23 protein-coding genes and 2 riboswitches are annotated in these 22,283 nt (G+C 70.5%); of the genes, 15 read left to right on the top strand and 8 right to left on the bottom strand.

Translation table 11 applies throughout. The features are described 5' to 3' along the window. Window positions 1-1,885 precede the first annotated feature (1,885 nt). Complete coding sequence (locus tag ACIHFE_RS32035; RefSeq protein ID WP_351512411.1) at window positions 1,886-2,608, bottom strand: GntR family transcriptional regulator; 723 nt, start codon at window positions 2,606-2,608, stop codon at window positions 1,886-1,888. A 206-nt stretch (window positions 2,609-2,814) separates the two neighbouring features. Between ACIHFE_RS32035 and ACIHFE_RS32030 the strand changes: the two genes are divergently transcribed. Together ACIHFE_RS32030 and ACIHFE_RS32025 are read left to right on the top strand one after the other, a co-directional pair. Continuing rightward, complete coding sequence (locus ACIHFE_RS32030; RefSeq protein ID WP_361528436.1) at window positions 2,815-3,015, top strand: hypothetical protein; 201 nt, start codon at window positions 2,815-2,817, stop codon at window positions 3,013-3,015. Window positions 3,016-3,094: 79 nt separating this feature from the next. Further along, window positions 3,095-3,925 (top strand): class I SAM-dependent methyltransferase, encoded by an 831-nt coding sequence (locus ACIHFE_RS32025; protein WP_400112227.1) that lies wholly within the window; start codon window positions 3,095-3,097, stop codon window positions 3,923-3,925. A 46-nt stretch (window positions 3,926-3,971) separates the two neighbouring features. On the opposite strand, the gene ACIHFE_RS32020 is transcribed toward ACIHFE_RS32025, so the two are convergent. After that, window positions 3,972-5,282: a UDP-glucose dehydrogenase family protein gene (locus tag ACIHFE_RS32020; RefSeq protein ID WP_400112225.1), complete on the bottom strand. Its 1,311-nt coding sequence runs from the start codon at window positions 5,280-5,282 to the stop codon at window positions 3,972-3,974. Here ACIHFE_RS32020 and ACIHFE_RS32015 point away from each other — a divergent pair. The 3 genes from ACIHFE_RS32015 to ACIHFE_RS32005 all read left to right on the top strand — a co-directional run bounded on the left by ACIHFE_RS32015 (window position 5,211) and on the right by ACIHFE_RS32005 (window position 8,091). Then, window positions 5,211-6,692, top strand: coding sequence for a UDP-glucose dehydrogenase family protein (locus ACIHFE_RS32015; RefSeq protein WP_400112223.1), 1,482 nt, complete (start codon window positions 5,211-5,213; stop codon window positions 6,690-6,692). The genes ACIHFE_RS32020 and ACIHFE_RS32015 overlap by 72 nt on opposite strands. 283 nt (window positions 6,693-6,975) lie before the next feature. Then, the gene (locus ACIHFE_RS32010; RefSeq protein ID WP_190108330.1) at window positions 6,976-7,272 is read left to right on the top strand and encodes a hypothetical protein; all 297 of its coding nucleotides are present in this window, start codon (window positions 6,976-6,978) and stop codon (window positions 7,270-7,272) included. Window positions 7,273-7,668: 396 nt separating this feature from the next. Continuing rightward, complete coding sequence (locus tag ACIHFE_RS32005) at window positions 7,669-8,091, top strand: YjbQ family protein (protein ID WP_400112221.1); 423 nt, start codon at window positions 7,669-7,671, stop codon at window positions 8,089-8,091. A gap of 21 nt (window positions 8,092-8,112) precedes the next feature. Here the strand turns inward: ACIHFE_RS32005 and ACIHFE_RS32000 are convergent, their stop codons facing one another. Next, window positions 8,113-8,589 (bottom strand): DUF5994 family protein, encoded by a 477-nt coding sequence (locus ACIHFE_RS32000; protein WP_004947874.1) that lies wholly within the window; start codon window positions 8,587-8,589, stop codon window positions 8,113-8,115. A gap of 304 nt (window positions 8,590-8,893) precedes the next feature. On the opposite strand from ACIHFE_RS32000, the gene ACIHFE_RS31995 reads away from it, so the two are divergent. From ACIHFE_RS31995 to ACIHFE_RS31980, 4 genes are all read left to right on the top strand, one after another. Beyond that, window positions 8,894-9,454: a DUF5994 family protein gene (locus tag ACIHFE_RS31995; RefSeq protein WP_400112219.1), complete on the top strand. Its 561-nt coding sequence runs from the start codon at window positions 8,894-8,896 to the stop codon at window positions 9,452-9,454. A 268-nt stretch (window positions 9,455-9,722) separates the two neighbouring features. Further along, window positions 9,723-10,007 (top strand): hypothetical protein, encoded by a 285-nt coding sequence (locus tag ACIHFE_RS31990; RefSeq protein WP_400112217.1) that lies wholly within the window; start codon window positions 9,723-9,725, stop codon window positions 10,005-10,007. A 211-nt stretch (window positions 10,008-10,218) separates the two neighbouring features. Then, window positions 10,219-10,467 carry a hypothetical protein gene (locus tag ACIHFE_RS31985; protein ID WP_390781371.1) on the top strand — a complete coding sequence of 83 codons (249 nt, stop codon included), beginning with the start codon at window positions 10,219-10,221 and terminating at the stop codon, window positions 10,465-10,467. A 480-nt stretch (window positions 10,468-10,947) separates the two neighbouring features. Continuing rightward, entirely contained in the window at window positions 10,948-11,379 is a 432-nt protein-coding gene (locus tag ACIHFE_RS31980; RefSeq protein WP_400112215.1) for a hypothetical protein, read from the top strand. On the opposite strand, the gene ACIHFE_RS31975 is transcribed toward ACIHFE_RS31980, so the two are convergent. The 5 genes from ACIHFE_RS31975 to ACIHFE_RS31955 all read right to left on the bottom strand — a co-directional run bounded on the left by ACIHFE_RS31975 (window position 11,360) and on the right by ACIHFE_RS31955 (window position 14,433). Beyond that, window positions 11,360-11,692: a hypothetical protein gene (locus ACIHFE_RS31975; protein ID WP_400112213.1), complete on the bottom strand. Its 333-nt coding sequence runs from the start codon at window positions 11,690-11,692 to the stop codon at window positions 11,360-11,362. The genes ACIHFE_RS31980 and ACIHFE_RS31975 overlap by 20 nt on opposite strands. Then, window positions 11,692-12,045 (bottom strand): winged helix-turn-helix domain-containing protein, encoded by a 354-nt coding sequence (locus tag ACIHFE_RS31970; RefSeq protein ID WP_400112211.1) that lies wholly within the window; start codon window positions 12,043-12,045, stop codon window positions 11,692-11,694. Before ACIHFE_RS31970 ends, ACIHFE_RS31975 begins: the two co-directional genes overlap by 1 nt. 40 nt (window positions 12,046-12,085) lie before the next feature. After that, a complete protein-coding gene (locus tag ACIHFE_RS31965; RefSeq protein WP_400112209.1) occupies window positions 12,086-12,343 on the bottom strand; it encodes a hypothetical protein in 258 nt (85 codons plus the stop codon). A 114-nt stretch (window positions 12,344-12,457) separates the two neighbouring features. After that, window positions 12,458-12,709 (bottom strand): hypothetical protein, encoded by a 252-nt coding sequence (locus ACIHFE_RS31960; protein ID WP_400112207.1) that lies wholly within the window; start codon window positions 12,707-12,709, stop codon window positions 12,458-12,460. Between the two features lie 77 nt (window positions 12,710-12,786). Beyond that, window positions 12,787-14,433, bottom strand: coding sequence for an NRAMP family divalent metal transporter (locus ACIHFE_RS31955; RefSeq protein WP_400112205.1), 1,647 nt, complete (start codon window positions 14,431-14,433; stop codon window positions 12,787-12,789). Between the two features lie 290 nt (window positions 14,434-14,723). Beyond that, window positions 14,724-14,897: riboswitch (M-box (ykoK) riboswitch) on the bottom strand. Between the two features lie 222 nt (window positions 14,898-15,119). Between ACIHFE_RS31955 and ACIHFE_RS31950 the strand changes: the two genes are divergently transcribed. The 6 genes from ACIHFE_RS31950 to ACIHFE_RS31925 all read left to right on the top strand — a co-directional run bounded on the left by ACIHFE_RS31950 (window position 15,120) and on the right by ACIHFE_RS31925 (window position 22,054). Next, window positions 15,120-15,911, top strand: coding sequence for a DUF6227 family protein (locus ACIHFE_RS31950; RefSeq protein ID WP_400112203.1), 792 nt, complete (start codon window positions 15,120-15,122; stop codon window positions 15,909-15,911). A 167-nt stretch (window positions 15,912-16,078) separates the two neighbouring features. Then, window positions 16,079-16,282, top strand: coding sequence for a cold-shock protein (locus ACIHFE_RS31945; RefSeq protein WP_400112201.1), 204 nt, complete (start codon window positions 16,079-16,081; stop codon window positions 16,280-16,282). Window positions 16,283-16,470: 188 nt separating this feature from the next. Beyond that, on the top strand, window positions 16,471-17,910 hold the full coding sequence (locus tag ACIHFE_RS31940; protein ID WP_400112198.1) for a DEAD/DEAH box helicase: 1,440 nt from the start codon (window positions 16,471-16,473) through the stop codon (window positions 17,908-17,910). Between the two features lie 205 nt (window positions 17,911-18,115). Further along, window positions 18,116-18,251, top strand: a riboswitch (cyclic di-AMP (ydaO/yuaA leader). Between the two features lie 11 nt (window positions 18,252-18,262). Further along, on the top strand, window positions 18,263-19,441 hold the full coding sequence (locus ACIHFE_RS31935; protein ID WP_400112196.1) for a peptidoglycan DD-metalloendopeptidase family protein: 1,179 nt from the start codon (window positions 18,263-18,265) through the stop codon (window positions 19,439-19,441). A gap of 137 nt (window positions 19,442-19,578) precedes the next feature. Continuing rightward, window positions 19,579-21,051, top strand: coding sequence for an MFS transporter (locus ACIHFE_RS31930; RefSeq protein ID WP_400112194.1), 1,473 nt, complete (start codon window positions 19,579-19,581; stop codon window positions 21,049-21,051). Between the two features lie 40 nt (window positions 21,052-21,091). Then, window positions 21,092-22,054: an aldo/keto reductase gene (locus ACIHFE_RS31925; RefSeq protein WP_400112192.1), complete on the top strand. Its 963-nt coding sequence runs from the start codon at window positions 21,092-21,094 to the stop codon at window positions 22,052-22,054. Window positions 22,055-22,283 lie beyond the last annotated feature (229 nt).

Genomic DNA, 22,283 nt, shown 5'->3' with positions numbered 1-22,283 from the left:
GCACCTGATCCGTGATTACCTCACCACCTACAACCACCCTCCGTCGCAGAGCGCCCTGGCTGACGCCATCGCCGCACTCGACGCGCTGGCCTGTGACGCACCCGAATCCCAGCTCTGGCTGCGCGTCGCGCCCGACCCCGACGATCCCAACGTGACCTGGCTCGACCTCGGCCGGGCCGACGGTCAGTCGGTCCGCATTGCCCCCGGCGAGTGGACCCTCACCTACCCCGACCCCTCGACCGGTCCTGTGTGGCGACGCACCAAGCTCGTGGGCCGACTGCCTCTCCCAGTAAGCCCTACGGGCGGATGGCGAGCGGGTATGGAGGCTTTCGCCGAACTGCTGCCGTTCACCGAGAAGACCCTGCCCCTGGCCGTCGCTTGGCTGCTCGCCGCCCTGCGGCCGAGCATTCCCCGGCCGATCGCCTACCTCACGGGCGAGCAAGGCACTGGCAAGACCACTTCCGGCCGCATGCTCATCGGTCTGCTCGACGGCCCCCGGACCCCGCTGCGCCAGGCACCGACGAACGACAGGGACCTCAGCGTCACGGCAACGGCCGGCTGGACCCTGCCGTTCGACAACCTTTTGAGCATCCCGCTCAAGCTCTCCGAATTCCTGAGCCGGGTGGTCACCGGCAGCGCGGACGTCAGCCGCGCGCTCTACAGCGACAACGACGTCAGCGTGCTGGCCTTCGAGCGCCCCATCCTGCTCACCGGCATCGACATGGGCGCACTGAAATCGGACCTCTCCGAGCGCATGATGCCGCTCGAACTCAGGCCCATCACCAAGCGGCGGACCATCACGGACCTGTGGGGCGGGTACGAGCGGGCGCACCCCGAGATCCTCGGGGCGATGCTGGACCTGGCCGCCCTCGTCTGGGCCGAGCTGCCCCAGGCCGCTGCCGATCTCACCCACCGCCCCCGCATGGCCGACTTCTACGAGATCTTGTACGCACTCGACAGGGTGACCGGCTGGTCGGGCACCAGCACGTACGACGGAGCCCAAAGGGACCTCGTGGACGCGGTCCTCGACGGCGATCCGGCCATCGTCGCGCTGTGTACCTGGGCCCTCGGACCGTCGTTTCCGCGCGAAGGCTGGTCTGGAACCATGACCGACTTGCACGGTTTCCTCTCCGAGCGTGTGCGCCCAGGAGAACCCTTCCCGCGCACAGCAGCATCGCTGAGCGCGTGCCTCAACACCGCGGCGCCGTCGCTGCGACAGCGCGGCATCTACATCACACGCTCCAAGAGCAACAAGAACGGCAGGAAGTACACGATCACCGCTGAGACGTAGGCGGCGTAGCGGTCGACCCCCGCCCCGGGAAGCGAACGGCTCCCGGGGCGCAGGTGTACCCGGGGGACGATCACGGTCAAGAGGGGGACGCTCAGGGGACAGTCACCCGCTGGCACGAGACGCCCCAGAAGGCGGGGGAGCAGGGAATGTGGAGGCTCTGGCCCGCTCGGCTCCGTTGGAGGGGTACGCGGGGACGCTCTATCCCCCTGTCTTCTCTGTTCTGAAAAAGGTGGGGAAAGAAAGGGAGAGGAGACATGGAAGAGCAGCGTCCCCCCACGTCCCCCCAGCCAGTGCATCGCTTCGCGACCGGTCGCGACTGCGCGCGCACGCGCGCGAATAGCACGGACCACTGACATTGTTGGGTCCGAATCAGTGCCGCAGAACCGGTGGGCTGCCCTCCCAAACGGCAAAATAAAGGTCCGTCTGACAGTTTTCCTATATGCGACAGTTTTCGGCCCGCCACCCGTCGGCCTGGGCCAACTTCGTCACCCGTGTGGTGTGAGCGAACCCACATGCCGTCCGTGCTGCTGCCTCGCTGTATGCGCCTTCATCCGTGCATCGGCTTCAACACATCACCGGCGCTCGGACCATCGCTCACCTCTGGTCGGGGGCGGCGTCGAACCGGTACTCGTAGCCGATGACGTGGCGGTACGGCAGGCACCATTCGCCGTACTCGATGATCCCTTGGTCGTCCCACAGGCGGTGGGCTCCGGCGAGTATCGGCGTGCCGGTCTTCAGACCGAGGAAATCGGCCTCGCGGGGCTCGGCGTCCCGGGCGTGCATGTCGTCACGGCCTTCGACGGGGCGCCGGCCGGTGGCTTCGATGATGCGCGGCAGCAGGCCCGGGGCCTTGCCCGCGGCGGTGGACAGCAGGTCGGGCACCAGGACGGCGAACTCGGCCGGGTACCAGGTGACCGCGAGCATGAGCCGCTGCTGGCCCCGGCCGGTGTGCCACTGGCGGCGTACGACCTGGTCGCCTTCGTCGAGGTCGAAGATGTCGGCGACGTACAGGGGCGGGACGACGAGGTGGGCTTCGGTGACGATGACGCTTTCGCCGTCGCCCAGGACGCTGCCGGTCCGCAGGACGCGGGTGATGCGGTCGTAGCCGGAGGACCCGGCCTTCGGCGCGTTGGCGATGTAGGTGCCGCGCTGGCTGGTGCGGATGTAGCCCTCGACCTGGAGCTGTCCGAGGGCCTTTTGCAGGGTGGCGACGGCGACGCCGTGTTCGGCGGCGAGGGTGCGGTGGTTGGGGAGCTTGGTGCCCTCGGGGAGTTCGCCGTCGAGGATGCGGCGGCGGAACTCGGCCGCGAGGCGCATGTAGGGGTGCTGGGCCTCGGTCGGGTTTGCGGATTCCGGAACGTTGTTCACGGCGGCGGCTCCCAAGTGTGGTGTGGCCTAGGTCAGTTGAGTGTACTAGGCCACTCCTTGGTTTTGCATTGAGTGGCCTAGGCCGAGCATCCTTACGGCCTAGGCCGCACGTTCAGTGTCGGGCCGATCACGCATGCCTGGAAGGACTCGCGCCTGTGAGCCACCACGCACAGCACCACCCCCGTCGACGGCTCCGCAAGCCCGTCGATCTCGTCGGGACCATCGCGGCCTGGGTCTACGGCCTCGGCATCGCCGCCACCGTCGCGTGCCTGGGCCTGATGGCCTGCCAGGAGCACGCCGGCAAGGCCCCGCATCTGCCTTCCGGGATCTCGCTCCCGGACCTCACGCAGGAGTGACCACCGCGGCCCGCCGACGGCCACGCTGTCGGCGCCCTTGCCGCTCAGCACACCACCGACCATCGAAGGTGCACTTCCCATGACCGAAACGACCGACCACCCCACCCCGTACCGAAAGCCCTCGGAGATCTTCTCCACCACGGCGTCCTGGTACGTCCGCTACCGGCGCCCGCACCCGCCGGTCCTGCTGGACCTGATCGCGTCCATGGCCCACGAGCACACGGCGGCCCCCCGGATGCTCGACCTGGGGTGCGGCCCCGGCCCCGTCTCCTTGGACCTGGCCGTACGCGGCGTCGACGTCATCGCCCTCGACCCGAGCCCGGAGATGCTGGACGCCGCCCGCGCGGAGGAGAAGGAACGCGGGCTGTCCGGCACCGACTGGCGCCAGGCCACCGCGGAGAACGTGGCCTGCCTCCCCGGAGTACGTGGGGTCTCCGGGGCGGTGGCCGCCGATGCCTTCCACTGGATGGACCGCGAACAGGTCCTGCGGCAACTGGACGAGGTGACGGCACCGGGCGGGTTCGTCGCCCTGCTGTGCTCGCACGCCGCCGGTGCCCCACGGCCGTGGTGGCACGAGCTCATCGGCCAGGTGCGAGCCCGGTTCGTCGGCACCGCCCCGGCAGCCGGCCCACGTGAGTCCTACCGGGTACCCGAGGGAGACCACGAGAGCGTGCTGAGGCGCTCGGCCTTCCACCAGATCACCGTCACACGGGCCGAGCACCTGGTGTCGTACAGCACCGAGGAACTGATCGGCGCCCAGCTGACCTACGCCTACTCCTCCCCGGTAGTGCTCGGCGACCAGCGGTGCGCCTTCGAGGACGCGTTACGCGAAGTGCTGATCGCGGCCGAGCCGTCTGGCCGGTTCGAGTACACGGCGACAGCCGCGCTGATCACCGGCCGCCGTGGCTGAAGCAGGGGTGTCCCGTGCCCACGAGGCGCGGGACACCCGGCACCGGTCAGCCCTTGCCCAGGCGGTGAACGGTCCAGCCGGCCATCGCCCACCGGTCGGTGTCGATGGTGCTGCGCGCGTCGATCAGGACGCGGTCGGCCACGGCCTGGCCGACGGCTTCGGGGTCGGCGTCGGCGAACTGTGGCCACTCGGTGGCCAGCAGCACCGCGGCCGCGTCCCGGGCGGCCTCGATGGCGCTCCCCGCATACGCCAGGTCGGGGTGTCCGGCACGGGCGTTGGCGTTGGCCATCGGGTCGAAGACCGTCACGACCGCTCCGGCATCGTGCAAGCGGTCGGCGACATCGAGGGCCGGGGAGTCGCGGATGTCGTCGGTTCCCGGCTTGAACGCCGCTCCCCACACGGTGACCCTCTTGCCCGTCAGCTCCCCGCCGACCACCGCCCGTACCCGTTCGACGGTGCGCGACCGGCGGTCGCGGTTGATGGCGTCCACGCCCCGCAGGAACGCGAACGAGTCGCCCACGCCGAGTTCTTCGGCACGGGCGGTGAAGGCCCGCACGTCCTTCGGCAGGCAGCCGCCCCCGTATCCGAGACCGGGGCTCATGGCCCGGTGTCCGATGCGGGTGTCGTAGCCGATGGCCTGGGCGACCACGGCCGCATCCGCCCCGGTGGCCTCGCACAGGTTCGCCATCGCGTTGATGAACGAGATGCGGGTGGCGAGGTAGGCGTTGGCGGCCCCCTTGACGAGTTCGCACGTCTCCGGGTCCGTGACGATCAGCGGGGAACCGGCGTCCACGATCGGGGCGAACGCCTCCCGGATGGTTTTCTCCGCCCAGGGGGAGGAGACACCGGCCACGATCCGGTCCGGCCGGAGCGTGTCGGCGACCGCGTGGCTCTCGCGCAAGAACTCCGGCGACCAAGCGACTTCGACGGCCTCACCGGCCGGAGCCAGACGGTGCACCAGCTTCCGGACGGCCGCCGTGGTGCCAACCGACACGGTGGATTTGCCGACGATCAGGCACCGGCCGGTCAGGTGTGGGGCGAGGGCTTCGACGGCGGCGAAGACCTGCGAGAGGTCGTAGCCGCTGCCGTCGGGAAGGTCCGGCGTCCCGACACCGATGAAGTGCACCTCACCGTGCTCGGCCGCAGCCCGGATGTCGGTGGTGAACCGCAGTCGCCCGCCGACGTGCCGGGCGAGCAGGTCATCGAGTTCGGGTTCACGGAACCAGGCCCGGCCCGAGTTGAGGGTCTCGATCTTGTCCGGGTCGATATCGACCCCGATGACGTCGTGTCCGATCTCGGCCATAGCGGCGGCGTGCGTGGCTCCCAGGTGTCCGCACCCAATGACGGTCATCCGCACTGCAAGCGCCTTTCTCTCGGCGATGTCGTGGCCCGCCACACAACCACCAACGAGCACAGCCACACAAAGACGGAGGTCAAGCCCGTGAAAGTCACTGTGATCGGCTGTGGGCGCCTCGGCGCCCCCTACGCCTGCTCCCTCGCGGCCATCGGGCACGAGGTGCTCGGCGTCGAAGTCTCACCCGCAGTTCTCGGACGCCTGAGCCAGGGCCTCGCGCCGTTCGACGAACGAGGGCTCGGGGAAGCGGTCGCCGAGCATCACGCCTCGGGCCGGCTCAGGTTCACCGGCTCGTACGAGGAGGCCGCCGCGTTCGCGGACGTGCACTTCGTGTGCGTGCCTACCCCGCAGCAGGACGGCGGGCTCGGCGCAGACCTCTCGGCGATCGAGTCCGCCATCACCTCGCTCGCCTCCCGCGCCTCGGGCCGCTGTCTGATCGTCGGCAAGTCCTCCGTCCCCGTCGGCACCGCAGCCCGCATGGGTCGGCTCGCCGCCGACCACGCCCCCGACGGCGCCCAGGTGACGGTGGCGTGGTCGCCGGACTTCCTGCGCGAGTCCACCTCGCTCGAAGACGCCGCCCGCCCCACCCGGATTATCGTCGGCCTCCCCACGTGCGCGGGGCAGGCAGAAGCGACGCTTCGGAGGGTCTGGGCACCGTGGACCGAGGCCGGGGTGCCCCTGGTCGTCGCGGACCTGGCTACTGCGGAACTGGCCAAGTCGGCTGCGAACGCCTTCCTCGCCACGAAGGTCTCCTTCATCAACGCGATGGCGGCCCTGTGCGAGGCATCCGGCGCTGACATCCACACCCTCGCCGAGTCCCTCGCCCACGACCCCCGCATCGGCAGCGCGATGCTCGACTCCGGCCTCGGGTTCGGCGGCTCCTGCATCCCCAAGGACATCCGGGCCCTCATCGCGCGTGGCAGGCAACTCGGGGTGCCCGAAGTCGGCTTCCTGCACCAGATCGACGCCATCAACATCCGGCGCCGGCGCCGTGTCGTCGCCCTCGCCCGTCAGGCGTGCGACGGCAGCCTCGCCGGTCGCCGGGTCGCCCTGTGGGGAGCCGCCTTCAAGCCCGGCACCGACGACGTCCGCGACTCGCCCGCCCTCGCCGTGGCCGCTGACCTTCACGCCGCTGGGGCCTCGGTCGCCATCCACGACCCCAGGGCCCTGCCCACAGTCCGCCGCCAAGCCCCCGAGCTGGAATGCGTCGACGACTTCGAGCGGGTTCTGGACGGCGCTGACGTTCTGCTGCACCTGACCCACTGGCCGCAGTACGCCGACGCCGACCCCGAACTCCTCATCGCCAAGCCAGCCCAGTACCGACTGGTGGACGCACGCGGCACCCTCGACGCCCGCCGCTGGACCGACGCCGGATGGGTCTACCAGGGACTCGGGTACGCACTGACGAGCTGAACGACATTCCCGCACGTGGGCGCGCAGCCACCTGTTGCGGTCCTTCACCGGGCTCGCGTCCCCGGTCACCAGGAGACGCGAGGCCGCTCGTTCTTCAGATGACCTCGATGGTCGTGGACGGCGAGGTCTGGCCGCCGACGGAGAACTCCCCGCTGGTGGGGCCCAGGGGGTGTCATCGCCGGTGCTCACGCAGACACACCTGGCCGGGTGCGCGCCACCAGTGGGGATGGCCAGGTCGACGTCGGAGAAGGTCAGGCACTGCCCGTCGGCGGAGAGGGTTCCCATGTACGCGGTGGAGGGGGCGTTGCCGTCCTGGACGGTCAGCCTGATCATGGACCGCCCGATCCGCCAGTCCCTCGGCGGCTGGGGCCCGCTCGTCCAGGCCCGCGCCGCCGGGCTGACCACGTTCGCCTCGTCACCGCTGCACGGCGGCGAACTGATCGATCTGATGCCCCCCGAGCTGGTGGAGCTCATCCGGCCCGGCCTCTCCCCGGCTGCCGCGTGCCTGCTGGTGGCCGCGTCAACCCCGAGCCTGGACATCATCCCTCCTAGCAGCCAGCAGTTCCGGGCATTGGGCTGAGGCAGCCGCCGCCCAGCGGTCGCGGACCGTCGTCCGCCCGCCGGGGACTCCGGCGAGTACATCGAGCGACCGCCGGGGATCGGCCCACCACTCGTCGGGCGTCCAACGGTAGGGGGCACGGCCGCCCCAGGACCCTTCTCCAGAACTGTGGCGGCCCGCTCCGGGCCGTGGCAGGCGCAGAAGCTGGAGAGCTACGAGCCGTCAGCTGGCGGCACGGTGTACCTGCGAGGGATTGGCCTCACCGCGCAACCCGTTCCGGTCCCACGTCACGCACAGGGCTGATCGGGCTGCTTTTGAGGTTTGTCGGGCAGTGGGGCTGTTCGGGCGGCCGGAGTCCCCGCGGAACAACCCGTCCAGCCGTCAACGCTGCTCCCGAACAGCGGGTACTGGTGAACCATGACCGGCACCTTCACCACCCGCATTGTCGACGTGACAACAGGCTCCGCCGAGACCATGCACGACCTGACGAACGCGTGCACCGCGTTCCTCCGGGAGGTCGCTCACGGGCGAGATGGGCTGCTGAACGTCTTCACCCCGCACGCGACGTCTGGTCTGGCGGTCATCGAGACCGGCGCGGGTAGCGACAACGACCTGTTGGCGGCCCTCCGCGAGGTTCTTCCCGCGGACGACCGTTGGCGGGACCGTCACGGCGGTTCGGGCCCCGGCCGTGATCACATGCTCCCGGCTCTGGTGCCGCCGCACGCCACACTGCCCGTGATCGGTGGTGAGCTGGAGCTGGGGACCTCGCAGGCCGTCGTTGTGGTGACCACCGACCAGGGCGGCCCCGACCGCCAGGTCCGGCTGTCCTTCCTCGGCTGACCCGAGCCGTCGCCTCGACGTTCAGGTCCGCGGGGTGCTGCCGGTGTCGATGAGGATCTGTTCGGCCCGGGTGACGTTGTCGGCCCGTACGGCTCTGGCCATCGCGACGCGTGCAGCGTCGGGCGTGGCGTCGGGTGGGACCACCAGCAGGGCGAAGTGGTCGTTCTCGCCCCGGGTGATGAGGACCGTGTCGTCACCGACCGGGAAGGAATCGATGCGCACGACCCGGTCCTCGATGATCAGCCGGGTCGGGAGCTCTTCCCAGGCGCTCGCGTCCAGGCCGACGCGCGTGATGGGGCCGACATGCTCGGTCAGGGCGGTGATCAGGCCGGGAAGCTCGGCACCGATGTCACGGGAGCGCGGCCACCACGCGCCGTCCAGGATTCCCCCGCGCTCCCGTGTCGTCTCCAGCCGCAGGAGGGCCGTCCCGGGTTTCACGGCGTGGTGGATCGCGTCCGGCAGAAGTCCGGGGAGGCGTGGGGTGTCGGAATCGGCCATGGCCTGCTCGCCTGTCTCCGAGGGTTCGGCGTCTTCGTTCGTCGTCCGGGGTACGTCGCAGTCACCGGGCGAGCCGCTCGCAGTAGTCCCACCGTACTCCGCAGGTCGGCGGCGGGCTCGCCCACTCGACCCGCGCACGCCTGCGCTCCCGAAAATTGCCTGGTCGCGCAAGGTCTGCAGGTCGCCTACCGGAGTAGGGTGAAAAAACCGGGAACACTTCGTACACCGGCCTCCACGCGGGTGTCGTTCCCGGCGAGTCACAACGCCGGGCAGTCGACGACGAGCCCGGGGACAGGTCCGCATCATGATCGTGACCACCGGCTCTACGACCGCTGATGAGCGTGCCCCTTCGCCGCCCGCTCGCCTGTCCCTGACGCCGGGGACGGCGTCGGGCCTGCTGGACGGTGCCTGGTGGCCCCGCTCTCGCGACCTGGCCCGTGAGCTCCCCGCACTGGCGGAGAGGCTGGACCACTCCTGGGGGCGGGTCACCCGCGTCACGGTGAATCCGGCCTTCTGGCCCGTGATCCCGCGCAAGGTTCCCGCCAAGGGGCACACGGTGCACGTGGGCTGGTTCACCAATGAGCAGGACCCGCACAAGCTCCTGCTGTTCTCCTACTCCGCGGACCGCCTGGACCTGCTGATCATCCCGCCGGAGACCGAGCCGGCCGCGGCCGCCCGGCTGATGTCCGCCGCGACCACCCCCGGAAGCCTCCTCACCGCGAGCCGGCTGATGGAGGACGAACGAGCGGCCGACGACGCGACGCAGTCACGGGACCGCGAAGAGGAGTGGGAGACAGAGGGCGGGACCGCGCCGCCACCAGCTGGGCACCCGACCGGGCCTCCGCGCTCCGCCCAAGGGATGTGAGGACCGTGGAGACCACTGTCACTCCGGCCGTGGTCCTCATCGTGATCGCGGTGGGAGCTCTCCTGATCCACCGGCTCAACGCCCAGCACGACGAAAGGATCGCGGACTTCCGCTGCGGCGGTGCCCTGCCGTGGCACGACAGCGGGAGCCGGAACCGCCCGCGGTCGGCCATCGGCCCCGCCGGGCCTCTTCGCGCCCGAAACCGCCACGAGCAACCGCACGGGGACCGCAGGCGACTCCGCCTCTTCTCCGGCCGGAGGAAGTGACCATGACGTCCGCACGCACCACCCCCATGCCAGCGGAGCCGGTGCCGCCGGCAGGGCGCGCCGACATCCGCATCACCGCCGCGTCCCCCGAGACCGCCCGCCGCGTCGCGGAAGTCCTCCGGCGCTGCTTCGATTCCACCGAGCAACGCAGCTATCCGGCCGGCCACGAAGGTGGTACCCGGCTCCACCTCACCGTCGACACCATGCGTCCCGCCGAGCCCGCGCGATCCTGGCTGGCGACCAGCCGGAGCGTGGCGGCCGACCACCCGCAGGGCGACGAAGCCTGACAGTCCGTGCACGCCCCCGCACATGCCCCCAGGTCAGCGACCTGAGGGCATCAGTGAATCGCCGACTCGACCTGATCGGCGTGGGCTCCGCGTGGAGGAAGCTCCGCACCCGGCCGGGCTGCCCCGCATATGAGGAGGGTCCCACACGGTGGGCGCCGCGACCTTCTCATCCCGGAGGGCGAAGCTCACGAAAGGACCGTACCGTTGGCCCATGAGCGTCTTCATCAAACTGGTGGAAAATCGCCCACCGAAGGAATACGCGAACGATCGTACGGCGGATATCTCCTACGACGACACCGTCGAGGGCAACGCCGAGATCAGTTACCAGTACGACGTACTTCCCGGCGGCATCCTGAGAATCCTGCGGGTCGCAAGAGGAGAGGAAGCCGTCATCCATGCGGTCTACGCCCCGGGCCTGTGGTTCCGCGTCGAGGGCCTCTGTCGCGGCACTACGGAATAGCGGCCTCCCATGCGTGCGCTGCCGATCATGGACCTGTGTCGTTGTCCATCTCCTTCACGGACGGAGCAACGTGGCTCCCAGTTCCGTTGCGGGCGGGTCCGACTGGCACAAAGGCGCAGGTCAGCCCTCACAAAGCGCGTGAGCAATGCGTGAGCGGTGCGTGCACGGACGCCCTTGGACAGGCTCGGACGAGCCTGTCTCAGCCGGACGCCACACCCGTGCTGACCTGCGCAGGAGTCGCTGAGCTGGATTACGGCTCGTCCTCCTGGACGATCTCCTCGGGACTTTTAATCCATTGGTTGTGGGTTCGAGTCCCACACGGCCTACCCGGTTCAAGGCCCGGCATGGAGCGTTCTCCGTGCCGGGCCTTGGCGCGATCCGGCGCACCGGGGATGCCGAGCGGCCCCGGAAGGTGTAGACGAGTGCCCGCCTCCTCCAGCGGAGGAACGGCAGAGGACTTGGCTACCGAAGGTGGGAATCATGAACGCCACGAAATCGCTCGCCCTTCCCTTCGCCGCCGGCCTGGCGATGGTCGCCGCCGCCCTGGCGGTACCGGCCTCGGCCGCCCCCGGGGACGGACACCCGGTGGTGACCGTACGGGACGTCACGCTCACCAACGCGGACAGCGGGGAGACCGTGCAGGCCCACCCCGGGGACACGGTGCGGGTGTCCCTCACCGGCGCCAGAGTGGACGGCAGGACCTGGGCCTGGTCCATTCCGGTCAGCGACCATGCACAGGTGCTCAACCGGACCATAGGTGAGAACACCGCGAACGGTGACGCCATGGGCTATTTCCGGGTCAATGCCCCGGGCACCGCCCGGATCGATTCGGTCAAGCGATGTGTGGCCGACCCGGGGCAGGTCTGCCCGCGCCTGGGGGTGCTCTGGCGGGTCACGGTCGTGGTGAGGTGACCCGGGGTTCGGCGCGCCAGCGCAGCCCCCGTACGCCGGACTCCCCGGAGAGCTGATCGACCAGCTGCTCCAGCGGGTTGGCGCCGAGGCCGTCCATGGTCATGGCCACGGTCACCCGGAGCAGCACGGTGCCGTCGTCCTGTGGATGGCTGTCAAAGGCCAGCAGATGGGCGCCGGTCGAGGTCAGGGTGAGGATGCACAGGGCCCGCACCTTGGCCTCGGCCTCGGCGGCGCACTCGGCGTGCAGGGTGACGGGCACGGGCGGGCGGCCCTGCCGGGCGGCCCGGACACGGGTCAGCGGGACAAAGCGCATCAGGCCGCCGCCCGGGACGGGTCATAGGCGTAGCCGACCTGCCGTACGGTGCGGATGACCTCGCGCAGCCGGGGCCCCAACTTGCTCCGCAGCCGGGCGATATGAACGTCCACGGTCCGCCCGCCCGCGGCGCCGTCACGGCGCACCACGGTCTGCAGCTGGTGCCGGCTGAGCACTTGCAGCGGGCGGGCGGCCAGCCGGGCGAGGATCTCGAACTCGGCGTAGGTCAGCGTCAGTTCGCGCCCCTCGGCGGTCACCGACCGGCGCCCATGGTCGATGACGATCCCGTCGGTCTCGTCGGCCGGGGGCGGGACGGCTCCGGGGCGGGCGCAGCGCGGGTAGTGCAGGGACATGGCTGACTCCTTCCATCATCTCCTGAAGGGGGCTGGTGGATCAGAGCTCGGGGCGCCAGGCCGCCGCCAGCCGGCGTCGGCCGTCGTCGCCGATGACGGTGTGCCAGTGGGCCCGCGGCCGGGCCGGGCGAGTGCCCGGCTCCAGCGGGGCGGCGGCGTGCAGCACCGGGCTGTCCACGGCGCCGTCCGCGACGCGAGCGGCGACCTGCCGGATCCGGTCGAACAGGGCGGCCAGTGGGCGGTGTTGACGCGCCGGGGCGTGGCGCAGGGAGTGGTGGTGCAGGGTGAAGACGGACATGCGGGATCACCTCCGGTCGGAAGCGGGAGAAGAGGACGCCGGGCGCCCCTGGGGGCGCGGGGCGGCTATGAGGTGCGGCTCCGCCCGCGGCCCGCACGGGCGGACCGCCGGCGGTCAGGCGCGATGCGCGGGCGTCGCCGCCTCGGCGATGCGCTGGGCGGCGGCCAGCGGCAGCGCGGCGAACTGGGCCAGCCAGCGGGCGTGGTGGCCCTGTCCGGCCAGGACATAGGCGAGGTGCACGCGCCGGTCGTACGCCATGCCGGGCGCCGCGGTGGGACAGGTCCGCGGGTCGTGCAGCAGATAGGCGCGTTCGGGGCCGTCGTGCAGGGCGAGCCGTACGCGGGGGCAGGTGTGCGGGGCATGCATAAGAAGCCTCCTTCCGGTGCGGGGCGCCCCATCAGGGGCGCGGCCGGCCAACAACGACCCCTGGAAAAGCGCCCCGCTCAGCCCTGAGCGAGCTGGACGACGTGGATGATCACCAGGACCATGGCGATCACCAGGTACACCCGCAGCGCACCCATGCCGACCTTGCGCCCGCTGGACATCACCGGTGCCGGCAGTTCCTCCAGCGGCGGCATCCGCCAGTTCTCCTTGCCCGTACGGTCGATGGGCGCGGCCGGTGCCCAGCCCTTGCGGCGGCGGCGTACCTCGGCGTAGCCGATGGCGAGGATGCCGGCGACGCCGCAGATGGCCATGATGTCCAGGATCGCGCCGGAGGTGATGTCGGGGAAGGCCACCGAGGCGGTCAGGATGATGGACAGGGTGACCAGGACGCCGACGACGAATGAGGTGAAGGCGTTGGTCCAGCGGCCGTTGGCCCAGGGGCCCAGGACGGCCTTGTCGTTGCAGAGCAGCAGCAGGAAGACGGTGGCGGAGGGCAGCAGCACTCCGGCGAGGGTCTGCACTCCGGTGGTGATCAGGCCCAGCGGGGAGCCGGGGATGATCACGATGACGGCGGCGAGCAGGATGACGCCGGCGAAGATGGCGTAGAAGCCCTTGGCGCCGCGCACCCCGCGGTGCAGGGAGTGCTTGAGGCCCAGTACGTCACCGAGTGCGTAGGCGGTGGACAGGGAGACGGCCGAGGCGCCGATGATGGAGGCGTCCAGCAGGGCGATGGCGAACAGTACGCCGGCCAGCTTCCCGGCGTGGGCCTCCAGGCCCCGGGCGATGCCTGCCGCGTCGTCGAAGTTGCCGAATTCCTTGGTGCCCGCGAAGGTCGCGGCGGTGAAGCCGATCATCGCGGCGGCGCCCAGCACCACGATCACGATGCCCAGCCAGAGGTCGGCCTTCTCGTACTTCATAAAGCGCGGGGTGATGCGCTTGTCGATGACGTAGGACTGCTGGAAGAACAGCTGCCAGGGCGCCACCGTGGTGCCCACGATTGCGATGATCAGCAGCATCACATCGGAGAGCTTGGCGCCGTGCGGCATGCCGGGCACCACCATGTCGTGGGCCATGGTGCCGGTGCTGGGGTGGATCATGAAGTAGATGGGGATCAGCAGCAGCGAGCCCACACACAGCAGGATGGCGGTGCGCTCGAAGCGCCGGAACGAGCCGGTGGTCGCGGCCGCGATCACCACCGCCGCGGCCACCAGGACGCTCAGTGTCTTGGGCAGTCCCAGATAGCCCACGGCGAGGGTGACACCGATGAACTCGGTGACGATCGTCAGGGCGTTGAGCAGGAACAGGTCGATGACGGAGAAGGCGCCCCAGAACTTGCCGAAGCGCTCCAGGATCAGCCGGGCGTGCCCGACTCCGGTGACGGCGCCCAGCCGCAGCACCATCTCCTGGTTGACATAGAGGACGGGGACCAGCAGCAGCAGCGTCCACAGCAGGCTGGTGCCATAGTTCTGGCCGGCGTTGCCATAGGTGTCGAAAGCGCCGGCGTCGTTGTCGCCGACCATCACGATCAGGCCGGGGCCGACGATCGCGAGCAGCGTCTTGAGCTTGGCGGACAGTCCCTTGCGGGGCGCGGTGTCATCCAGCTTGATGGTGCCGAGCGCGCCCCGGATGTCGCCGAGGTGGGCGTCGTCCAGGACCGCGGCGCGCGGTGCGGCGGTGGTCTGCGGGGTGGTGATGGTGTCGGTCATGACAGCCTCCCGGGTCCCCCGTAGGGGAGGTTGCGGGCACGCAGCAGCGATCCTTCCTGCGTGCGCGCAGCACAAGCGCCCGGGGCGGCGATGACCGCACGGGTGGGGACTGGTGAAGGACGCGCAGGAAAGGTGGTTACCGCGTACCGGAGGTCAACGAGGACATACGGATACGGGGCCGACTGTGGCCCGGACTACTGCAACTGCAGTCCATGTCTCTCGCCTCCTCCCGGCCGGGGCGCACGCGGGCGCCGAACGACACGGCAAGGAGCGGACCGGTCCTGCCGACCGGTTCACCCCTACTCGTCAGAGCTTTGGCACTCCACGGCGTAATCCCCTTCTCGGGGAAGCCACTTGGGGTCACCCCTTAGGCCGGGGAGACCTGTCCTGAACCTGGGCGTCTCTCGACGTCGTGGGGTCAGTGGCCTGTGTCCGTGCAGACGCCTCACCGAACGAGGTGCCTCCTGCTTTTCACAACAGGAGCAGCATAGACCCTTACTTGCATGATGATGCAACTACTTGACTCAACCTTGACGGTCTGCTCTCGGGTCCACTCGCGGTTCGTTCCCCGGTTCGCCCTGTGGAGCCTTCCGGCCAGTTGCCGGAAACCCGGCCCCCGCTTGGTGTTCGCGCCGCTACGGTAAGTGCGCGGGGAGGGTGCGGCGAAGGCGGGGAGGTCGAGAGGCATGGAGCAGATGCGCATGGGCGGGGGCGAGGTGGGCGACCCGACGCCCGCCGCACAGGTCGCGGAGCTGTTGAAACGGGCGCAGAACGGGTTCGAGATCGATGAGCCGGCGCTCACCCGGCTGCGTACGGCGCTGATGCACCAGACCGAACTGCGCTCCTACCGCCAGCGCAACGACCGGCCGCGCCCGCTGCGGTGCAATACCTACCGGCATATCTTCCTGCTCGCCGACGGCAGCAGCCTGCTGCTGTACGAGCTGGAGCACGACACCGGCCCCGCCCCGCAGAACTTCGAGCTCTACACCGACGAGGACGCGCTGGACGAGGCCGAGCGGCGGGTGCACCAGCGCATCGGCGGCGGCATCGGCCCCGGCAGCGAGGATGAGGAGCTGCCCGCCTGGCTGGCCGAGGAGCTGCTGCTGGCCATGGGCCCCACCCGGCCGCGCCGGGAGTATGTCTCCGAGGCGTCCCCGGACCACGCCCGGCGGCTGCTGCGCCGGGCGGAGAACACCGACGGGCCCGGGGAGGTGATCGGCGAGATCCTCCAGGGTGCCCTGGGTCACCACATCGCCCTGGTCACCAAGCCCCGGCGGCGCGGGCCGGGCCGGGACACCACCTGGTGCCGCTTCTATGAGCACGCCTTTCTGCTGGAGGGCGGCGGCGAGGTCAGCCTCTGGGAGCTGGAGCACAATATGACCGCCGACGGTCGCCTGGTGTGCGAGGTCTACCTGGACGAGGCGGAGGCCGAGGTGGCGGCCGACCGGCACGCCCGGGCCCTGGGAGTCGAGTTATAGGGTGATTCCGGACCACCTCTGGACCGCACGACGGGCCTGTGTTAGGCTCATGCAAGTTGCAATTGTGGTACCCATGAACTCGTGTGCGCCTCGGTTCTGAACTGAGGCGCATTTTTGTTTCTGCCGGTCTTTTCCGGTGTGGGGCCCATCCCATTGAGGAGATAGACATGGCTACTGGCACCGTGAAGTGGTTCAACTCGGAAAAGGGCTTCGGCTTCATCGAGCAGGACGGCGGCGGCCCGGACGTCTTCGCCCACTACTCGAACATCGCCTCCAGCGGCTTCCGTGAGCTGCTCGAGGGCCAGAAGGTTTCCTTCGACGTCACCCAGGGCCAGAAGGGCCTGCAGGCGGAGAACATCGTCGGCATCTGACGACCCTCGCTTTTCCGCGGCCGGTTGGCCGCATCGCAATGGGGCACGCACCGCGCGGTGCGTGCCCCATTGTTCACGTCGCATTCTTTACGCCGCATTCTTCAAGCCGCACCGCGCGCCCAGGCTCGAACCGATCGACGGAGCCTCAATCACCGGGCGTGCCGCCCCCGTTGAGGGAAGGTCCCCGAATGACTCGCTCCGCCCGTCCCGCCCGCACAGCCACCGGCGCCCGTCCGGCCGCCACCGCCGCCCGCCGACGCCCCGCGCCCCAGGGTGAGTTCACCACGCCCGAGGCCACCACGCCCGCGCTGCCGCCGGTTGGCTCCTTCGCCGAACTCGAGCTGCCCGGGGCCCTGCTGGACACCCTGACCCGCCAGGGCGTCACCGAGCCCTTCCCCATCCAGGCGGCCACCCTGCCCAACTCGCTGGCCGGCCGGGACGTCCTGGGCCGCGGCCGGACCGGCTCCGGCAAGACGCTCGCCTTCGGGCTGGCCCTGCTGGCCCGTACCGCGGGCCGGCGCGCCCAGCCGCGGCGTCCGCTGGCCCTGGTCCTGGTGCCCACCCGGGAGCTGGCCCAGCAGGTCACCGACTCCCTGACGCCCTACGCCGAGGCGGTGCGGCTGCGGATGACCACCGTGGTCGGCGGCATGTCCATCGGCCGCCAGGCCAACGCCCTGGCCAAGGGCGCCGAGGTGCTGGTCGCCACCCCCGGCCGGCTGGCCGACCTGATCCAGCGCGGCGACTGCGCGCTGGGCGAGGTGGCCATCACCGTGCTGGACGAGGCCGACCAGATGGCCGACATGGGCTTCCTGCCGCAGGTCAGCAAGCTGCTGGAGCAGGTCGCCCCGGGCGGACAGCGGATGCTGTTCTCGGCCACCCTGGACCGCAATGTCGACCGGCTGGTGCGCCGCTTCCTCACCGACCCGGTGACCCACTCGGTGGACGCCTCGGTGGGCGCGGTGGTCACCATGGACCACCATCTGCTGCACCTCATGGACGAGAGCTCCAAGAAGGACGCGGTCACCCGGATCGCCGCCCGCGAGGGTCGCGTGATCATGTTCGTGGACACCAAGCGGGGCGCCGACCGGCTGGTCAAGCGGCTGTTGTCGCAGGGTGTACGGGCCGCCGCGCTGCACGGCGGCAAGAGCCAGCCGCAGCGCAACCGCACCCTGGAGCAGTTCCGTACCGAGCAGGTCACCGCGCTGATCGCCACCAATGTGGCGGCGCGTGGCATCCACATCGACGGCCTGGACCTGGTTGTCAATATCGATCCGCCGATGGACCACAAGGACTATCTGCACCGGGGCGGCCGGACCGCCCGGGCCGGTGAGTCCGGCACGGTCGTCACCCTGGTCCTCCCCGAGCAGCGGCGGGAGATGACCCGGATGATGGCCACCGCCAAGATCACGCCCCAGGTGGCCCGGGTGCGGCCGGAGGACGAGGCGCTGGCGCGCATCACCGGTGCCCGGGAGCCCAGCGGGGTGCCGGTGGTCATCGCGCCGCCGCGGCCGGCCTCGCCGGCTCCCTCCGGTGCCGCCGGATCCACCGGTTCCGCCACCCGCTCCCGGCCCGGCGGACGCCGTTCCGGCGGGCGGTCCTCGCGCCCCCGCCGCCGGCCGACGGCCTGAGCGGACCAGCACCCGGCGCGCGCCTGATGTGAGGCCGGCGCGCGCCCGATGCGGGGCTGATGCACAACCAACCGGAACGGTTCCAAGCAATTGCCAAGTCCCCGGCGGATTCACGCTTTCGGCTTGGAAACCACCCTCCGCGTCTATTAACGTTCGATAACGCAGTGCGGTCCTCAACCGTCGTAAGAGGCGGCCCGCACGGCGTTCTCGTTCGTCGCCGAATCCCGCAGGGGAACCGGGGAACCACCAACCCTTGGGGTGCATCGGGCCGTCCCGGCCCGTAGGAGACCTTCCTGCTCCGAACCCGTCAGCTAACCCGGTAGGCGAGAGGGAAGGAAAGGAGTGCGCCCCCGTGGCGTCCAACGGCCCCGTCACCGAAGGCAGTTCATCCGAGCCGGCCTCCTGGGGGGAGGACGCGGCGGAAGCCGGCGGCCCGGCCGCCCGGGGCCGGCACCGCGTCGCCAGACAGCGGGGCGGCACCATGGTCCGCGGCGGTGCGGTGCTGGGCGTCGGAGTGATCGCGGCGGTGGGCGCCGGCGGAGTGGCCGATGCCCAGGAGCGTCCCTCGGCGGCGATATCCATGCCGGATGTGCCCGAGCCCTCCGAGGCCAACGCACCCGGCCTGGCCGAAACCGCACCCCAGGACACCCCGGAACTCACCCCCGAGGACGCCGCCCGGGCCGCCCAGGACGCCCATGACGCCGGTGAGGCGCTGCGCGCCCGGATCCTGCAGCAGGTGGGATTCCAGCAGGCATCCGCCGATGACAGCGCCGGGCCGGAGGCAAAGGAACGGGCCGCGGCGGACGCCGAGCGGATGGCCGCCGCCGCCGAGATCGCGGCGCAGAAGGCCGAGCAGGCCGCCAAGTCCGCCCAGGAGGCGGCCCGGGCAGTCCGGGAGACGGCCCAGGAACAGGCCCGGCGGGCGCCCGGGCAGGCCGCCGCACCCAGCCATGAGCAGGCCGCCGCACACCACCGCGAGCAGGCCGCCGGACACCCCCACCGGACCCCGGCGGAGCAGGCCGCGGAGGCCGCCCGCCAGGCCGCCGCGGACGCCGAGCAGGCCGGCCCCGCCGGTCACCCGGCCCACCACGCCCCCAAACACCATGCGCCGAAGGGCAGTTCGCGGCACCACCGCGCCACCTACGTCCTTCCCCTGACCTCCTACACCCTCACCGCCGGCTTCGGGGAGTCCGGCCACCGCTGGGCGCACCACCACACCGGCCAGGACTTCGCCGCGCCGACCGGCAGCCCGGTCAGGGCCGTCAGCGGCGGCACCGTCACCCACGCCGGCTGGGCCGGCGCGTATGGCTACCGCATAGTGCTGCGCCTGCACGACGGCACCGAGCTGTGGTTCTGCCATCTGTCGTCCATGGTGGTCACCTCCGGCAAGGTGACCACCGGCACCGTGATCGGCCGGGTGGGCGCGACCGGCAACGCCACCGGTCCGCATCTGCACCTGGAGGTCCGGCCGGGCGGCGGCCACCCGGTGGATCCCCTGCCCTGGCTGCGCGCCCACGGCCTGCACCCCTAGGGCGACTCCCCGGCCGGGGAGCACGCCCCCGCGCGTGCTCCCGCTTGGCCGTCCGGCGCGCGCCGCCCGGTCCCGCCGATGCATCCGCCCGGCAAATTGCCGCGAATGTTCCGAGTGCGATCGGGAACTCAGATTGTGTGACGACCGCGACCATCACCACCTCCGTGCCCGCGCGCCTGGACCGGCTGCCGTGGTCCCGCTGGCATTGGACCGTGGTCATCGGACTGGGCACGGTCTGGATCCTGGACGGCCTTGAGGTCACCGTCGTCGGCAACATCGCCGGCCGGCTCTCCGAGCAGGGCAGCGGGTTGTCGATCAGCGCGGCCCAGGTGACGGGTCTCGCCGCGGCGCTCTATGTGGCGGGCGCCTGCGGCGGGGCCCTTTTCTTCGGCCGCCTCACCGACCGCTTCGGCCGCAAAAAGCTGTTCATGGTCACCCTCGCCGTCTACCTAGGGGCGACGGCCCTGACCGCGCTCTCCTATTCCTCCTGGTGGTTCTTCCTCTTCCGCTTCATCACCGGCTTCGGCATCGGCGGGGAGTACGCCGCGATCAACTCCGCGGTGGACGAGCTGATCCCGGCCCGCTACCGGGGCCGGGTGGACCTCATCATCAATGGCAGCTTCTGGATCGGCGCCATCGCCGGATCACTGCTGTCGATAATCCTGCTCAATGTCAGCCTGCTGCCCAAGGACGTGGGCTGGCGGCTGACCTTCGGCCTTGGCGTGGTCCTCGGCCTCGTCATCCTGCTGGTGCGCCGCCAGGTGCCGGAGAGCCCGCGCTGGCTGTTCATCCATGGCCGGGCCGAGGAGGCGGAGGAACTGGTCGGCCTGATCGAGCGGCGCATCGAGGCGGAGAAGGGCATCACCCTGCCGCCGGCCCGGGGCCGGATCACCATCCGCCAGCGCAAGAGCACCAGCTTCCGGGACATCGCCCGCACCGTCTTCACCGACTACCGGCGGCGCGCCATCCTGGGCCTGGCCCTCTTTATCGGCCAGGCGTTCCTCTACAACGCCATCACCTTCGGCTTCGGGGCGATCCTCACCAAGTTCTTCGGCGTCTCCACCTCGCGCACCGGCTACTTCTTCGCGGTCATAGCGGTCGGCAACTTCCTGGGCCCGCTGCTGCTCGGGAAGCTGTTCGACACGGTGGGCCGGCGCATCATGATCTCCTCCACCTTTGTCCTCTCCGGAGCCCTGCTGTTCGTCACCGCCTGGCTGTTCGGCGCGGGCTATCTCAGCGCTGTAAAGCTCACCGCCTGCTGGGCCGTGGTGCTGTTCTTCGCCTCGGCCGGGGCCAGCAGTGCCTATCTGACCGTCTCCGAGGTCTTCCCCACCGAGACCCGGGCCATGGCCATCGCCTTCTTCTATGCGGTGGGCACGGCAGCCGGCGGCATCAGCGGACCACTGCTCTTCTCCGACCTCACCAGCAGCGGGGTGATCGGCGACACCGTACTGGCCTTCCAGATCGGCGCCACCCTGATGTGCCTGGCCGGGCTGGTCGCGGCCTTCCTGGCGGTACCGGCCGAGGGCCGCTCCCTGGAGGACATCGCCACCCCGCTGTCCGTCCATAAGGAACCGATGCCCGCCCCTGCCCCGGCCCCGGCGGACTGAACGATGGCGGATCTCCCGCCCGGGGCGAACCATGGGAGCCATGACCGACACCCATGACCATCCGCATCATCCGCGCCACATCGGCAGCCTGTCCGTCCACCCGCTCGCCCTCGGCGGCAATGTCTTCGGCTGGACCGCCGACCGGGAGCAGTCCTTCGCCGTGCTGGACGCCTACGCCGAGGCGGGCGGCAACTTCGTCGACACCGCCGACATCTACTCCGCCTGGGTACCGGGCAACTCCGGCGGCGAGTCGGAGACCCTGATCGGCGACTGGCTCGCCGCCCGGCGCAACCGGGACCGGATGGTCATCGGCACCAAGGTCGGTGGCGGCTTCCCGGACAAGGCCGGCCTGTCCGCCACCACCATCCGCGCCGGCCTCGAAGCCTCCCTGCGCCGCCTGCGCACCGACTACATCGACCTCTACTACACCCACTACGACGACGAGACCGTCCCGGTCGCCGAATTCCTGTCCGTTCTGGACAAGTTGGTTAGGGAAGGAAAGATCCGCGAGATCGCCGCCTCCAACATCTCCGCCCAACGCCTCGCCGAGGCCCTGGAGTTCTCGGACGCGGCGGGTGTGGCCAAGTACGTAGCCATCCAGCCCCACTACAGCCTGGTCTCCCGCGACACCTACGAGGGACCACTGGCGGAGGTCGCCGCCCGGCACGGCCTGGCCGCCGTCCCCTACTGGGCCCTGGCCTCCGGCTTTCTCACCGGCAAGTACCGCCCGGGCGCGTCCGTCGACAGCGCACGGGCCGAAGGCGCGGGCCGATACCTGGTCTCCGAGCGCGGCCGCCGCGTCCTGACCGCCCTGGACGAGGTGGCCGCCGCCCATGACGCCGCCGTCGCCACCGTGGCCCTCGCCTGGCTCACCGCCCAGCCGACGATCGCCTCTCCACTGGCCAGCGCCCGCACGGTGGACCAGCTGCCGCCCCTACTGGCCGTCGCCGACCTGCGGTTGAGCGATACCGAGCTCAAGCGGCTGACGGAGGCTTCGGCGTAACGCCTTTCCGAGTCCCGAGGGCTGTGACCTCGCCGGTCGGTGCCGGGCCGCGCGTACGAGGAGGGGCGCGGGCCGGGGCGCCCCTCGTTTCGATACTCCGGCTCTGCCAGAGTGTGTTCCCAGCCGTTGGTCCGGCCGTGCCGGACGGCTTTGGGGCCGTGCCATCACCGGGCGCGGGTGCCTCGTACCTCCGGTGAGGCGGCGTCCACGCCTCCCCTCACCTCTCAGG

The organism is Streptomyces sp. NPDC052396 (assembly GCF_044593195.1).
Classification (GTDB): Bacteria; Actinomycetota; Actinomycetes; order Streptomycetales; family Streptomycetaceae; genus Streptomyces.
This window is presented reverse-complemented; position numbering and strand designations above follow the sequence as displayed.